Below are 14715 nucleotides of genomic sequence, written 5' to 3' on the forward strand. Positions count from 1 at the left end.
TACTAATCCTATCATAAAAAAGAGAAGGGATTATATATGGAAGAATATATAAATAAAATTAGAAAGCTAAATTTAAAGTTCATTGCATTAATTTTAATATTTGCATTGACTCCGTCAGTTTCTGCAGGAGCGATATTACTTTATGAGGAGGAAAGTAAATCAAAAATAATACTTATAGATCCAGGTCATGGAGGTTATGATGGAGGAGCGGTTTCCAAAAATGGAACTGTAGAAAAAGATATTAACCTTTCTATAGCCTTAAAGCTTAAGAAAAGACTGGAGGATCAGGGGCATAAGGTTTATATGACAAGAGAAGAAGATGAAAGCCTGAACAGTATTACAAAAAAGCCTTCCTCTAAAAAAGTGGAAGACTTAAATAATAGATGCAGGATGAAGAAAGAGGTTAACTGTGATATGTTCATAAGCATTCATCAAAATACTTTTCCGCAAAGTAAAGTTTTTGGAGCGCAGGTTTGGTATTCAAAATTTGAAGAAAGTAAAATCCTTGCATCAAAAATTCAGAGCTCTCTTAGAGAAATTGTGGATACTAAAAATACTAGGATAGAAAAACCTGCTTTAGACCACTACAGAATTTTAAGGGATGGATATGAAGCTCCATCTGTACTAGTAGAATGCGGATTTATAACTAATGCTGAGGAAGAAAGAAAATTAAAAAATGAAGAATATCAAAATAAAATAGCAGAAGCTATAGCAGAAGGAGTTAAAAGATACTATGAAGAAATAGGGAAAGCTAATTCTGTAGAATAAATTATTTCCGGGGGAATAATTGAAAGTTAATTCACCAGCACTGTGGATCCCTGAACTACGGTAATCCACCAAGTAGTGCCTTTCATAAGAGTAACTTCTTTTTCGCTGTCTGCTGTAAGCTTTAATGGGCGATCCTTTTCTTTAGCCCATTGAGCTTTAGCATATACACCTCCGCTGCAAATAAGTGCATCACCGAATCCTTCTTCCTGAGAAGAAATGCTGTTTTCCTTTACGAATTGAATAATAACATTTGAAGCTGATAGAGGTTTATTATTAACCTTGTCTATATCTCTGGATTTATGAGTAACATGATAGTACTTGCCTCCCTCATATAAAAAGGAAGAGGAGTCTTTTGAATTAAATTCTACAAACAATATTTCTCCTTTATTATTATAATAGCTTGGTAAACTACCTTCAGAAGATATAAAGTTGAATTTTACCATATTATTTAATGGTATGCTTTTTATAGAACGAGTACTTGAAGTTTTTACAGGTTTCTTATTAAAAAATACAGCTTTATATAGAGGAAGCTGAAGATTTGTATCATAAGATTCATATATTATATCTGCAGAGCTTAAATGGCTTAAATCTTGAATTCCTATATTTTCGGCATAAATTACTTCATAGAGTGGAGTACTGCTCATAACTGGCTTAATGCTTTCTCCTGTAAGGGGAGAAACATCTATAACATTTCCTTTTGGCCTTTTAAAGTGATTTGTATAGGATGAATATTTATATAAATAAAATATTATAAGTATAACAAATATAGTTATTAAAAAATAAAATATATCATTAAATAATTTATCCTTTCTGACTGAATTCATAAATACCTGCCTTCCTGCCTATTTACTTTATAAATTATAGTCTTTTTTTTATTAAATTATGCAAAAGAATTAACAAAGGATTAAGTGTTTATAAAATATTAAAAATCTTACAAAATATGTTGAAAAGGATAATAGTGGTATGGTACTATTTAAATGATGGTGGATTAGTCCATTAATCCATTGAAAAAGGAGGTAGGCCAATTGGATATAAAATTAAATAAGAAAAATGGAGTACCTCTGTACATACAGGTAAAAAAGCAGATAAAGGATCTCATAGTCAGTGGAAATCTGATGGAAGGTCATAAAATGCCTACAGAAAGGGAACTTTCTTCAAAGCTTAATGTAAGCAGGAATACTGTTAGTTCAGCATACAAGGAGCTGGAACTGGAAGGGGTTTTAAAATCTCTTCAGGGTAAGGGGACCTTTGTAGCAGAGAGAAATAAAATATGGCAGGCAAAAGAGGTAAAGGATAAAATATTTAAGCTGCTTGATCTGGCTTTTGAAGAGGCTATTGAGAGCGGGATAGACAGCGATAATTTTATCAATCTGATTAATAATCATATTCATGAAAAGATTGAAAAAATGAATAAGACTACTGCTGTATATGTAGAATGCAATGTTGAACAGTCAAGAATGTTTAGCAGACAATTAAGTGAAGCTACAAAGCTGAATGTTGTTCCTGTGACCATAAATGATCTTAAAAATATGGAAGGAAGAACAAAAAAAGTATTGGAATCCAGTCAGATAATAGTTGCTACCTTTAACCACGTACATGAAGTGGCCAGGCTTACTTCAAACTATAAAAAAGAGATATTGGGAGTAGCCATTAATGCTGATTTAGGAACTATAGTAAAGATTGCAAGATATCCTGACAATACTAGATTTGCGCTTTTTTGTATATCTGAAGAATTTATGTTTAAAATTCAACAGGCATTAGATGAAGCTGGTCTTGGAAATATTAAAATCAAATATACAAACACCTTTGATAATGAGGAAGTAATAAAAGTAATGGATGAATGCGATGTTATACTAGTTTCACCGGGAAGATATAATGATATTCAAGATGTAAACGTTAATAAAAAAGATATTATAAAATTTATTTACAATTTAGATGATGGTTCTGTTAAAGCACTTAAGTCAAAAATCGTAGATTTAAATGTATCTATGTAAATTAATAGGAGGAGTAAAATGGACAAGAAAACTTTAGTTCTTGGAGTAATAGGAGCTGACTGTCATGCTGTAGGAAACAAAATACTGGAATATGGTCTCTCCGAAGCCGGATTTAATGTGGTTAACATCGGCGTACTATCACCTCAGGAGGATTTCATCAATGCCGCAGTGGAAACCAGTGCTGAAGTAATAATGGTTTCATCACTATATGGTCACGGTGAAATCGATTGTAGAGGTATGAGAGAAAAATGCAATGAGGCAGGTCTTAATAACGTACTTCTTTATGTAGGAGGAAACATAGTAGTAGGAAAGCAGAATTGGGATGAGGTTTACGAAAAATTTAAAGACATGGGCTTTGACAGAATTTATCCACCAGGTACAACTATAGAAACTGCTGTAGCAGACTTGAAGAAAGATTTGCATATACAATAGGTGGAGTGATAAAAATGAAAGCATATTTGCTAATAGATTTTGGCAGCACTTATACTAAGTTAACAGCTGTGGATATAGAAAATGAAGAGATACTAGCTTCAGCTAAAGCAGTAACTACCATTGAGGATAATATAATGGTAGGCTTTAACCATGCCTATAATAATCTAAAGAAAAGCATAAATACTGATAAAATTGACTTTGTAAGAAAACTTGCTTGTTCCTCTGCTGCGGGAGGGTTAAAGATGATTGCTGTTGGACTGGTTCCAGAGTTGACGGCAGAGGCAGCTAAAAGAGCAGCTTTAGGAGCAGGAGCAAGAGTTATTAAAACATACAGTTATGAACTCACTGAGGATGAAATCCATGAAATAAAAAATATGAATATCGATATGATACTTCTGGCAGGAGGAACAGATGGAGGAAACAAGGAATGCATAATTAAAAACGCTGAGATACTTGCTGATAACGATTTTAATATTCCTATAGTAGTGGCAGGAAACAAAGTAGCTGTTTCTGAAATTAGAAAGATATTTAATAAAAGAAATATGTTTTATGCTGTTACTGAAAACGTTATGCCTAAGCTAAACTCCTTAAATGTAGAGCCTGCTAGAGAAGAAATAAGAAAGATATTCATGAGTAAAATAATAGAGGCTAAAGGCCTTAAAAATGCCGAAAGCTTTATAAATGGAATTTTAATGCCTACCCCTGCAGCGGTTTTAAAAGCTGCGGAGTACTTAAGCCAAGGCAGCGATGCTGAGGAAGGTATAGGGGAATTAATAATAGTAGATATAGGGGGAGCAACCACCGATGTACATTCCATTGCCAGTGGGGAGCCTTCAAAACCCGGAGTTAACCTAAGAGGGTTGGAGGAGCCTTTTGCAAAGAGGACTGTAGAGGGTGATTTAGGCATGAGATATTCTGCATTATCCCTTTGGGAAGCTGCAGGAACCAGAAAAGTAAGAAAATATATGAAAAATAAAGAAATAAACATAGAAGAAGGCTGCAGATACAGACATAATAACATAATGATGGTACCGGAAACAGAAAACGAAATAGATTTTGAAGAAGCTATGGCTAAAACTGCTGTAGATTTAGCTATGGAAAGACATTGCGGATATGTAGAACCTAATTATTCACCTATGGGTATGGTGTACAGTCAATATGGAAAAGATTTAATGGAAATAAAATATGTTATTGGTACCGGAGGTGTTATAGTCCACAGTAAAAATCCAAAAGAAATTTTGGAGGCTGGAAGTTTCTCCACAGAAAACATTGAATCCTTAAAGCCCAGGCATCCAAAATACATGATAGATAAGGATTATATACTTTCATCAATGGGATTGCTTGCTTCGGAACTGCCTGATATGGCTGTTAGGATAATGAAAAAATATCTAAAATTAATATAAAATCTAAAGGGGATATAAAATGAAATTAGAAAATAAAAAGTGGACTGAAGAACAATTTTTTACTATAAGGGAAGAAATATTAAATCATTGGCCTACTGGGAAAGAAGTAAATCTGCAGGAAGCGGTAGATTATTTAAAAAAGGTACCGGATCATAAAAGCTTTCCTAAAAAGCTAGCTAAAGCTAAGGAAGAGGGAGTTACCTTAGCTCAGCCAAGAGCAGGAGTTGCACTGATTGAAGAGCATATTGATCTTCTGACTTTCCTTCAAAATCAGGGAGGAGCTGACTTGCTTCCTTCAACTATTGACAGCTATACAAGACAGAATAGATATGATGAATGCGAAATAGGGATAAGGGAAAGCAGACTTACAGGCAGATCACTTCTTAATGGATTCCCTGCAGTAAATCATGGGGTAAGAGGATGCAGAAAGGTCTATGAAGCTGTGAATATTCCTCTTCAAGCAAGACATGGTACCCCTGATGCAAGATTATTATCAGAGATAATACATGCTTCCGGATGGACTTCTAATGAAGGTGGCGGAATCTCATATAATATACCCTATGCTAAAAGCGTACCCATGGAAAAAACCATTTTAGACTGGCAGTACTGTGACAGATTAGTAGGATTTTATGAGGAGCAGGGAGTTTCAATAAACAGAGAACCCTTCGGTCCTTTAACAGGAACTTTAGTACCTCCAAGCACATCTAATGCAGTAGCAATCATTGTAGCTCTGCTGGCTGCAGAGCGGGGAGTAAAAAATATAACTGTAGGCTATGGCCAGTGCGGTAACTTAATTCAGGACGTAGCTGCTTTAAGGGCGTTAGAGGAGCAGGTAAATGAATATTTAAAATTCTTTGGATATAAGGATGTATTTATAACTACAGTTTTCCATCAGTGGATGGGAGGATTTCCTCAGGACGAAGCCAGAGCCTTTGGGGTAATTTCAAATGGTGCAGCTACAGCAGCGCTGGCAGGAGCAACTAAGGTTATAGTTAAAACACCTCATGAAGCGGTGGGAATACCAACTAAGGAAGCTAATGCTCAGGGAATTAAGGCAACAAAGATGACATTGAACCTTTTAAGAGGACAAAAGCTGCCTATGTCACAGGAACTTAATACGGAAATAGCATTAATTAAGGCTGAAACCAAATGTATGATGGATAAAATACTTCAAGCAGGAAATGGTGACCTTGCTGTGGGAACGGTTAAAGGATTTTCCATGGGAATTATAGATATACCCTTTGCACCAAGCAAATATAATGCAGGTAAAATGATGCCTGCAAGAGATAACGATGGTGCAGTAAGATATTTAATGTTTGGAAATATTCCTTTCACAGAAGAAATAAAAGAGTTCAACAGAAGAAAGATGGAGGAAAGAGCAAAGTTTGAGAACAGACAGGTATGCTTCCAGATGACAGTGGATGATATATTTGCAGTAGGAAAAGGAAAGTTAGTAGGAAGACCTGAATTAGTAAGATAAATGTAATCAAAGGATATAATTAATAAACAATTTATAAGTTTGAGAAGGAAGGGCTTTTAATGAAAATTGTAGATGTTGTTTGTTCCTCAGGAAGAACCGGATTTTATTTTGACGACCAGAGAGCAATAAAAAAAGGAGCTGGCCATGATGGCTTTACCTATGTAGGAGAAGCTGTAACTGAAGGCTTTAAGGCAATAAGACAGGCAGGAGAATCAATTTCTGTAATGCTTATTTTAGAAGATGGACAGGTTGCTTTTGGAGACTGTGCTGCAGTACAGTATAGCGGTGCAGGTGGAAGAGACCCTCTTTTCCTGGCTTCTGATTTTATACCGGTTATTGATAAAGAAATAGCTCCTAAGCTTATTGGAAGAGAACTAAGCAGCTTTAAAGCTCTTGCAGAAGAGTTTGACAAGATGACTGTTAACGGCAAAAGACTTCACACTGCTATTAGATATGGAGTGACACAGGCTTTATTGGATGCTGTTGCAAAATCCAGAAAAATTACTATGGCAGAGGTTGTAAAAGAGGAATATAACACAGGGGTAGAAATTACCAGAGTGCCTATTTTTACTCAATCCGGAGATGATAGGTATGATAATGCTGATAAGATGATTATAAAAGGTGCGGATGTAATGCCTCATGCATTGATAAATCATGTACAGGAAAAGCTTGGGGAAAAAGGGGAAAAGCTCCTGCACTATGTAGAATGGCTTAGAGATAGAGTTTTAAAATTAAGATATTCAGAGAATTACAATCCTGTATTTCATATAGATGTTTACGGAACTATAGGAATTGCATTTAATAATGATATGGAAGCTATGGTTGATTACCTAAGAACTCTTGAAAATGCCGCCAAGCCTTTTAAACTTAGAATAGAAGGACCAATGGATGTAGAAGACAGGCAAAAACAGATGGAGGCGTTAAAGAAACTCACTGAAGAGCTGGACAGAAGAGGAATCAGTATTGAAATAGTAGCAGATGAATGGTGCAATACATATGATGACGTGGTATTTTTTGCCGATAACAAGGCAGGACATATGCTTCAGGTTAAAACACCGGACTTAGGCGGTATAAATAATACTATAGAAGCTCTTTTATACTGTAAAAAGATGAAGGTGGGAGCATACTGCGGAGGAACCTGTAACGAAACCAACAGAAGTGCAGAAATTTGTACCAATATTGCTATGGCATGCGGTGCGGCTCAGGTTCTTGCTAAACCCGGAATGGGAGTAGATGAGGGTTTTATGATTGTAAACAATGAGATGAACAGAGTTATTGCACTGGTAAACAGAAGAAATAAATAAAACTAAGATATAAAACTGAGGTAAATAATGAATAATTAATTGCGTCTATAACTTTATTGGAATTAGATGTTAAATTAATTGTTCATTTTTACTTATATACCTTAAATAGTTGTATAATAGTATAGGGAAAATATTAATTTATAGTAAGAGGTGAAGGAATTGAGAGAAATAAACGTTTCCGAAATAACAGAAGCTGTAGCTAAATTATGCATAGACTCTAATTACTATTTAGGCAGCGATGTAAAAAATAAGCTTGAAAAGGCTAAAAATGAAGAAAACTGGCCCATAGCCAAGGATATATTAGATAAGATTATAATAAATGCTGATATTGCAAAGAGAGAAAATATGCCTATGTGTCAGGATACAGGGATGACCTGTGTTTTTGTTGAAATAGGTCAGGAAGTTCATATAACCGGGGGAAGCCTAAAGGATGCCATTAATGAAGGAGTAAGGCAGGGATATTCAAAAGGTTTTCTGCGAAAGTCTGTGGTTAAGGATCCTTTAAGGAGGGTAAATACAGGAGATAATACTCCTGCTGTAATTTACTATGATCTTGTGGAAGGAGACAGACTTTCTATTACAGTTGCACCAAAAGGCTTTGGCTCAGAGAATATGAGCGGCTTAAAAATGCTTAAGCCTGCAGATGGCTTAAAAGGTGTAAAGGATTTTGTTCTGGAAACTGTAAAAAAAGCAGGACCTAATCCATGCCCTCCTATTATAGTAGGGGTTGGAATTGGAGGAACCTTTGATAAAGCAGCTTACTTAGCAAAGAAAGCTGTGGTAAGATCTTCTGATATAAGAAATGAAGATGAGTATTATTCGGATTTAGAAAATACATTATTAGAGGAAATAAATAAGCTTGGTATAGGACCACAGGGATTTGGAGGAAAAACTACCGCCCTTGCGGTAAACATAGAAACCTATCCTACTCATATTGCCGGATTACCTGTAGCGGTGAATATCAACTGTCATGCTACAAGGCATTTATCTATTGAACTGTAGAAAGGAAGATTAATGTGGAAAAGAAAATAACAACACCTATAAATAGTGAAATAGTTAAAGAGCTTAAAGCAGGGGATACGGTTCTCATAACCGGAACTATATATACTGCCAGGGATGCTGCCCATAAAAGGCTTGTGGAGCTTATTGACAAAGGAGAAAAGCTTCCTTTTGACATAGAAGGAAGTATTATATACTATGTTGGACCTACTCCTGCAAAGCCTGATATGGCAATAGGATCAGCAGGCCCAACCACAAGCTATAGAATGGATCCCTACGCTCCAAAGCTTCTGGACTTAGGATTAAAAGGAATGATTGGAAAAGGAGCTAGAAATGAAGAAGTAATAAATGCCATAAAAAGAAACTGCGGAGTTTATTTTGCTGCTATCGGAGGCGCTGGAGCTCTTATAGGAAAGTCTATTGAGGAAGCAGAAATTATAGCTTATGAGGATCTAGGTGCAGAGGCTGTAAGAAAGCTTAAGGTTAAGGATTTTCCTGTGGTAGTAGTTATAGACAGCCAGGGAAATAATCTGTATGAAATAGGACAGCAGCAGTATTTAGATTCAGTGAAGCAAAAATAACATTACTTGAGCGGAGGAGAGAAAATGGAGGTTAAAAAAATAGCAAAGGCAGGAACCTTAGAATCAAACGACATACTTATAATGGTATCTCCCAATGAGGATAACAAGGTTGAAATAGATATAGAGAGCATAGTTATGAAGCAGTTTGGACATGAAATTAAAAGGGTTATAGAAGAAAAGCTTAAAGAGCTATCTGTAACTTCTGTGAAGCTTAAAGCACAGGATAAGGGAGCACTGAACTATACCATTGGTGCAAGGGTGGAAACTGCAATCAAAAGAGCTGAAGATTAAGAAAGAGGTGTTAATATGCTGAGAAGATCACTTTTATTTCTTCCAGGAAACAACCCAGGAATGCTTCAAACTGCATCAATTCTAGGTGCAGATGGAGTAATACTGGATTTAGAAGATGCTGTAAGCCTCACTGAAAAGGATTCTGCCAGAATACTGGTTAGAGAGGCAATAAAAAATATGGATTTCAGTGAAGTCGAACTGTTTATAAGGATAAATCCTATGGATGGTATTTATGGTGAAGAGGACATAAGAACTGTAGCTCCTTTAAAACCGGATACACTTCTTATAGCAAAGGCAGATGAAGAAAGTCTCATCAAAGCATCTTCTTTATTAGACTCTATTGAAGAGGAATACTCCATGGAAAAAGGAAGCATAAAGCTTATGGCGTTAATAGAAACCGCTTATGGTGTTGAAAATGTATATTCTATTATAAAAAGTTCAGATAGAGTTAATGGTGTATTATTTGGAGCAGAAGATTACACTGCGGATTTAGGTATAAAAAGGACAAAGGTTGGAGAAGAAATATTTTATGCAAGAAATAAGATAGCTACTGCCTGCAGGGCATTAAAAATCAGCTCTATAGATACTCCTTTTACCGATACAGAGGATTATCAGGGACTTAAGCAGGATACTCTTAACGGAAAGAGATTAGGAATGACAGGAAAAGCTGCTATAAATCCAAGACAGATTGAAAGTATACATGAAGTTTTCGCTCCTTCTCAAGATGAAATAAATTATGCTTTAAGAGTTTTAAATGCAGTAGAAAAAGCTGAAAAAGAAGGAAAGGGAGTTTTTGCACTGGATGGTAAAATGGTGGATGCACCTATTATTGCACGAGCTAGAAATACAGCTGAGCTTGCAAAAACTCTCGGTCTTATATAGAGGGGAGAGATAGCGGTGAAAAATTTAGTAGGAGTAGAGCTTCCTGATTATATAGATGGCTATGGAAAAGTTATGCCCTATAATGGAGCTTTTAATAATGAGTTAATAAAGAACAGGCGTGAAATGCCTTCTAAGATGGTGAAGCCCGGAGAAAATAAGGTTTTAGATTCCATAGATGAGGCTTTTGAAAAAATAGGCTTAAAGGATGGGATGGTTTTATCCTTTCATCACCATTTAAGAAATGGAGACTATGTTATGAATATGGTGCTTAAGAGAGCAGCTGAAAGAGGAGTTAAGGATTTAACAATAGCTGCAAGCTCTATTTTTCCTATTCATGCACCCTTAGTAGAACATATAAAAAATGGAGTGGTATCAAAAATAATTGCCAGCTATATATCAGGCCCGGTAGCTCATGCGGTTTCCAAAGGAATTCTTAAGAATCCTGTGATAATGCAGACCCATGGAGGAAGAGCAAGAGCTATTGAAAGCGGAGAGGTTAAAATAGATGCTGCTTTTGTTGCAGCTCCTACTGCTGATACCTATGGAAATATAAACGGAGTCCAGGGAAAATCAGCCTGTGGGGTTCTGGGATATGCAGTTGCTGATTGTATGTATAGTGACAATGTAATTGCAGTAACAGACAATTTGATTCCTTATCCTGCATGTCCAATAGAAATACCTCAGGTATATGTAGATTATGTGGTTAAGGTGGAATCTATAGGAAATCCTTCCGGTATAGTATCTGGAACCACAAAAATAACAAAGGATCCTATAGGTCTTAAAATTGCAAGAGATGCAGCAAAGCTCATAAAAAAATCAGGTCTTCTGAAAGATGGAATGAGCTTCCAGACAGGAGCTGGAGGAACCTCCTTAGCTGTTGCTAAAGAGGTTAAAGAAATGATGATAAAGGATAACATAAAGGGTAGTTTTGCCTCAGGAGGTATAACAGGATATTTAGTCGAAATGCTTAAAGAGGGGTTATTTGAGAGCATTTTGGATGTTCAGTGCTTTGATATAGATGCGGTTAATTCTTTTGCATCTAACTCTAATCATCAGGGAATGTCTGCCTCTATGTATGGAAACCCTCATAATAAAGGTGCTGTAGTAAACAATCTGGATATAGTTATACTAGGAGCAACAGAGATAGATACAAACTTCAACGTTAATGTTACCACCGGTTCTGATGGAGTAATAATGGGAGGCTCAGGAGGTCACAGCGATACTGCTGCAGGATCTAAGCTCACCATAATCGTTTCTAACCTTATGAAGGCAAGGCTTCCTATTATAAAGGATAAAATAATGACTATAACCACTCCGGGAGAAACTGTGGATGCTTTGGTTACAGAAAGAGGAATTGCCATAAATCCAAAAAGACAGGATATACTTGAAAAGCTTAAAGATAGCGGATTAAAGATTTTAACCATTGAAGAGCTTAAAGAAATTGCAGAGAAATTTACAGGTAAACCAAAGGAAATAGAGCAGGAAGACAAAATAGTGGCAGTGGTAGAATACAGAGACGGTTCAGTTATCGACGTAATAAGAAAAGTTAAATAGCAGGTGAATTATTATGTTAGGATTACAGATTCAAGAGGTTAATTTAAATAACGAAAATGAAGTTAGAGAGGTCATAGAATATCTAAGTGCTTTCCATTTAAGATTTGAAAAGGATATAGATTATACCATATTAGTTAAAGATAATAACAAAATAATCGGAACATGCTCAAAGTCCGGAAGTATATTAAAAGCCTTTGCGGTGGACAGTGAATATCAGGGACAAGGAGTTTCTTCTTATATGGTAAGCTTTATGTTGGATGAAATGTTTAATAAAGGAATACACCACAGCTTTGTATTTACAAAGAAAGATAATAGAGAAATCTTTAAATCTATTGGATTTAAGGTTTTGTTTGAGGCTGAAGGAGTTACTTTATTAGAACATGGGATATATGATATAAATGATTATCTTAATAAAATAATAAAAAAATATAACCTTGATACTACTGTGCCTAAGGCTGCTTTGGTTATGAACTGTAATCCTTTCACACTTGGGCATAAGTACTTAATTGAAAAAGCTTCTGAGGAAAATAAAGAGGTGCTGGTATTTATAGTAGAAGAGGATAAGTCCTCTTTTCCTTTTGAAGAAAGAATTAATCTGGTAAGAGAAGGAACCGGACATTTAAATAATGTAAAGGTAATTGAAGGAGGAGAATATATAATTTCTTCAGCCACCTTTCCTTCCTATTTTTTACGTGAGGAGGACGATAAGCTTAAAGCTTACACAGAAATTGATTCAGGAATATTTGCGGAATATTTCTGTAAAAAGCTTAATATTGTAAGGAGGTATGTAGGAAAAGAACCTTACTGCAGTGTAACCAGTGCTTACAATTCAGCTTTGAAGCACATACTTTCCGGTGGAGGAATTGAGCTTATTGAAATAGAAAGGCTTGAAAATAAAGATGGATATATAAGTGCCTCCAATGTAAGAAGGCTATTAAAGGATAATAAACTACAGGAAGCTTATAATATGATTCCTAAAGCAACCTGGGAGTTTTTAAATTCAAATAAAGGAAAGGAGATTATGGAGAATTTGAAAGCTACAGATTCTCCACATTAATTAATGAGATATACAGCAGAAGACATTCTAAATGAGAGAGAGAAAAGGGTAATATTCCAGCAGAATTTAATGCTGATTCATAAAAAACCTTTAGTTTTTATAAGGGCAAACTTCCCAGGAGTGAATAAAGATAATTCTCTTACAGAAAAAATAATTAAGGTCATAGACAAATGTGTTACCGATATATTCAGCAGGGATATTGTGATTAAAATTCACAGGATAACCGCAGAAGGACCAAATACAGTTTTGATTATCAATAAGGAATTAATAGATATTAAAAGTCTTACCCTGCAGATAGAAGATAAACATCCTTTGGGAAGATTTGTAGATATAGATGTTTATAATCCTCATACCTTTATGTCCATAAGCAGAACTTCATTAGGATATGACCCCAGAGAATGTTATATATGCAGTGATTTAGCTCATAACTGCATAAGAGAAGGAAGACATGATATAAATACTATAATAGATTTTATAAATAAGTCGTATATAAATTATAGCAGGAGCTTTTATGAAAGAAAATAATAAAGAAGATATAATATATAATTTGACAGAATCAGCGGTGAGAGCAGCTTTATACGAAGTTTCCTCATATCCTTCCCCGGGATTGGTTTCTCCTATTTCCAGAGGAGCTCATAAGGATATGGATTTTTATACCTTTATAGACAGCACTTCCTCACTTATTAAGCCCTTTATGAAATTTGCCGAGATAGGATATTGTGATAAAGATCAAAAAGAAATATTTGATAACATCAGGCTTCCTGGAAGATTTGGGGAGGAGCTTATGCTCAAAAGGACTAAAGGTGTAAATGCTCACAGAGGTCTTTTGTTTATTTTAGGTATCACCATTGCTGCAGTAAGCAATACCCTATACAACGGAGGAAGTTTTTCTGAGATAAAAAATACCATAATTAAAATGACCTATGGGATAGTAGATAAAGAATTAAAAAATATCAATAAGTATAAAAAGCTTACCCATGGAGAAAAGCTATTTATAGATTATGGTGTTACAGGAATAAGAGGGGAAGCGGAAAAAGGCTTTCCTTTAGTCTTTGAAAATTCCTTAAGGGTATACAAAGAAGCTATAAATTTAGGTGAGAGAGAGCGAATGGTTCATACCCTTATAAGTATAATGCAGTTTTGTGAAGATACCACCATACTTCACAGGCATTCCTTTGAAGTTCTTAAATATGTTCAAGAAAAATCAAGAAATATACTTTCTTTAGGAGGAATGTATACCTCTGAAGGTAAGGAGTCAATATATAGTTTGGATAAAGATTTCATCGAGAGAAATATAAGCCCTGGAGGATCAGCAGATCTCCTTGCTTTAACGGTGTTTTTAAGTGATATTGAAGATAAGCTGTATTTTGCTGCGGATTAATTGCTACCGGTCCTCAGGGTAGCGGTACATATACCTGGCGGTATTATTTTATCAGGAAGGATAAAGGTTCTCCTTGGCTTATAGATGACTGAGGAGTTTAATTAATCTCGTAAAATTAATGTAAACAAGCATGTAATCCATTATGATTTACATGCTTGTTATTATTTGAAGACTATTACAAAATATAAGTCCTGTATAGATTTGTTTCTAAAGCTAATTACTTTTATATTTGATTATCATATATTTTTAAACCCTTTTCCCGTCACCTCTGAAACGTCGATTATAGAAATAAATGCCTTTGGGTCCAGCTGAAGAATTGCATGCCTTAGTTCTACCATCTGACTGAGGCTCACTATGCAGTAGAGCATCTTTCTCTCAGTATGGGTATAGCCACCTTCTGCAGGCAGGGAAGTTACTCCCCTATGAAGACCTTTCATAATATAATCCATCACTGTTTTTTCTTTTTCTGTTATAATTAAAAGCAGTTGTTTTTTATAAATACCTTTAACTACGTTATCCAATACTATTCCCTGAGTGTATATTGAAATAAGTGTATAAAGGGCTTTTGGAAGGCCTAAAAAAACAGCAC

At 35.3% G+C, this 14715-nt stretch carries 17 protein-coding genes; 15 read left to right on the forward strand and 2 right to left on the reverse strand.

The features are described 5' to 3' along the window. Positions 1-36: 36 nt before the first annotated feature. Positions 37-768: an N-acetylmuramoyl-L-alanine amidase CwlD gene (gene cwlD, locus TA89_RS00820; protein WP_052447248.1), complete on the forward strand. Its 732-nt coding sequence runs from the start codon at positions 37-39 to the stop codon at positions 766-768. A gap of 26 nt (positions 769-794) precedes the next feature. Here cwlD and TA89_RS00825 read toward each other — a convergent pair whose 3' ends face one another. Beyond that, positions 795-1592, reverse strand: a complete 798-nt coding sequence (locus TA89_RS00825) for a DUF3048 C-terminal domain-containing protein (protein ID WP_040210088.1) — start codon at positions 1590-1592, stop codon at positions 795-797. A gap of 201 nt (positions 1593-1793) precedes the next feature. On the opposite strand from TA89_RS00825, the gene TA89_RS00830 reads away from it, so the two are divergent. The 14 genes from TA89_RS00830 to TA89_RS19225 all read left to right on the forward strand — a co-directional run bounded on the left by TA89_RS00830 (position 1794) and on the right by TA89_RS19225 (position 14218). After that, positions 1794-2762, forward strand: a complete 969-nt coding sequence (locus tag TA89_RS00830; protein ID WP_052447249.1) for a GntR family transcriptional regulator — start codon at positions 1794-1796, stop codon at positions 2760-2762. Between the two features lie 18 nt (positions 2763-2780). Further along, on the forward strand, positions 2781-3194 hold the full coding sequence (glmS, locus tag TA89_RS00835) for a methylaspartate mutase subunit S (RefSeq protein WP_040210092.1): 414 nt from the start codon (positions 2781-2783) through the stop codon (positions 3192-3194). A gap of 14 nt (positions 3195-3208) precedes the next feature. Next, complete coding sequence (glmL, locus tag TA89_RS00840; RefSeq protein WP_040210095.1) at positions 3209-4597, forward strand: methylaspartate mutase accessory protein GlmL; 1389 nt, start codon at positions 3209-3211, stop codon at positions 4595-4597. 19 nt (positions 4598-4616) lie between these two features. Further along, positions 4617-6077: a methylaspartate mutase subunit E gene (locus tag TA89_RS00845; protein WP_040210096.1), complete on the forward strand. Its 1461-nt coding sequence runs from the start codon at positions 4617-4619 to the stop codon at positions 6075-6077. A 59-nt stretch (positions 6078-6136) separates the two neighbouring features. Next, positions 6137-7381 (forward strand): methylaspartate ammonia-lyase, encoded by a 1245-nt coding sequence (locus tag TA89_RS00850; RefSeq protein ID WP_040210098.1) that lies wholly within the window; start codon positions 6137-6139, stop codon positions 7379-7381. A 159-nt stretch (positions 7382-7540) separates the two neighbouring features. Then, positions 7541-8383 carry a fumarate hydratase gene (locus TA89_RS00855; protein WP_040210100.1) on the forward strand — a complete coding sequence of 281 codons (843 nt, stop codon included), beginning with the start codon at positions 7541-7543 and terminating at the stop codon, positions 8381-8383. 14 nt (positions 8384-8397) lie between these two features. Continuing rightward, complete coding sequence (locus TA89_RS00860) at positions 8398-8961, forward strand: Fe-S-containing hydro-lyase (RefSeq protein ID WP_040210102.1); 564 nt, start codon at positions 8398-8400, stop codon at positions 8959-8961. A 24-nt stretch (positions 8962-8985) separates the two neighbouring features. Next, on the forward strand, positions 8986-9252 hold the full coding sequence (gene citD, locus TA89_RS00865; protein ID WP_040210103.1) for a citrate lyase acyl carrier protein: 267 nt from the start codon (positions 8986-8988) through the stop codon (positions 9250-9252). Between the two features lie 15 nt (positions 9253-9267). Then, complete coding sequence (locus TA89_RS00870; protein WP_040210106.1) at positions 9268-10134, forward strand: HpcH/HpaI aldolase/citrate lyase family protein; 867 nt, start codon at positions 9268-9270, stop codon at positions 10132-10134. A 15-nt stretch (positions 10135-10149) separates the two neighbouring features. Further along, positions 10150-11688: a citrate lyase subunit alpha gene (gene citF / locus TA89_RS00875; protein ID WP_040210109.1), complete on the forward strand. Its 1539-nt coding sequence runs from the start codon at positions 10150-10152 to the stop codon at positions 11686-11688. Positions 11689-11701: 13 nt separating this feature from the next. Further along, positions 11702-12745, forward strand: a complete 1044-nt coding sequence (citC, locus tag TA89_RS00880; protein WP_040210110.1) for a [citrate (pro-3S)-lyase] ligase — start codon at positions 11702-11704, stop codon at positions 12743-12745. 3 nt (positions 12746-12748) lie between these two features. Next, on the forward strand, positions 12749-13270 hold the full coding sequence (gene citX / locus TA89_RS00885; protein WP_040210112.1) for a citrate lyase holo-[acyl-carrier protein] synthase: 522 nt from the start codon (positions 12749-12751) through the stop codon (positions 13268-13270). Then, positions 13257-14126 (forward strand): triphosphoribosyl-dephospho-CoA synthase CitG, encoded by an 870-nt coding sequence (citG, locus tag TA89_RS00890; protein ID WP_040210115.1) that lies wholly within the window; start codon positions 13257-13259, stop codon positions 14124-14126. The genes citX and citG overlap by 14 nt, the downstream gene beginning before the upstream one ends. Next, positions 14126-14218 (forward strand): DUF4829 domain-containing protein, encoded by a 93-nt coding sequence (locus TA89_RS19225; protein ID WP_423219489.1) that lies wholly within the window; start codon positions 14126-14128, stop codon positions 14216-14218. The genes citG and TA89_RS19225 overlap by 1 nt, the downstream gene beginning before the upstream one ends. Positions 14219-14362: 144 nt before the next feature. Here TA89_RS19225 and TA89_RS00895 read toward each other — a convergent pair. Beyond that, the coding region (locus tag TA89_RS00895) for a YitT family protein (RefSeq protein ID WP_040210117.1) at positions 14363-14715 on the reverse strand (353 nt) is incomplete at its 5' end.

The sequence above is a fragment of the Clostridium polynesiense genome (genome assembly GCF_000820705.1).
GTDB lineage: Bacteria > Bacillota > Clostridia > Clostridiales > Clostridiaceae > Clostridium_AA > Clostridium_AA polynesiense.

What these genes read in the sequence shown, in the direction of transcription:
- TA89_RS00870 (WP_040210106.1), top strand. Translation starts at nt 9,268, where the DNA reads ATGCTGAGAAGATCACTTTTATTTCTTCCAGGAAACAACCCAGGAATG.
- citC (WP_040210110.1), top strand. Translation starts at nt 11,702, where the DNA reads ATGTTAGGATTACAGATTCAAGAGGTTAATTTAAATAACGAAAATGAA.
- TA89_RS00850 (WP_040210098.1), top strand. Translation starts at nt 6,137, where the DNA reads ATGAAAATTGTAGATGTTGTTTGTTCCTCAGGAAGAACCGGATTTTAT.
- glmS (WP_040210092.1), top strand. Translation starts at nt 2,781, where the DNA reads ATGGACAAGAAAACTTTAGTTCTTGGAGTAATAGGAGCTGACTGTCAT.
- citD (WP_040210103.1), top strand. Translation starts at nt 8,986, where the DNA reads ATGGAGGTTAAAAAAATAGCAAAGGCAGGAACCTTAGAATCAAACGAC.
- TA89_RS00845 (WP_040210096.1), top strand. Translation starts at nt 4,617, where the DNA reads ATGAAATTAGAAAATAAAAAGTGGACTGAAGAACAATTTTTTACTATA.
- citG (WP_040210115.1), top strand. Translation starts at nt 13,257, where the DNA reads ATGAAAGAAAATAATAAAGAAGATATAATATATAATTTGACAGAATCA.
- citX (WP_040210112.1), top strand. Translation starts at nt 12,749, where the DNA reads ATGAGATATACAGCAGAAGACATTCTAAATGAGAGAGAGAAAAGGGTA.
- cwlD (WP_052447248.1), top strand. Translation starts at nt 37, where the DNA reads ATGGAAGAATATATAAATAAAATTAGAAAGCTAAATTTAAAGTTCATT.
- glmL (WP_040210095.1), top strand. Translation starts at nt 3,209, where the DNA reads ATGAAAGCATATTTGCTAATAGATTTTGGCAGCACTTATACTAAGTTA.
- TA89_RS00825 (WP_040210088.1), bottom strand. Translation starts at nt 1,592, where the DNA reads ATGAATTCAGTCAGAAAGGATAAATTATTTAATGATATATTTTATTTT.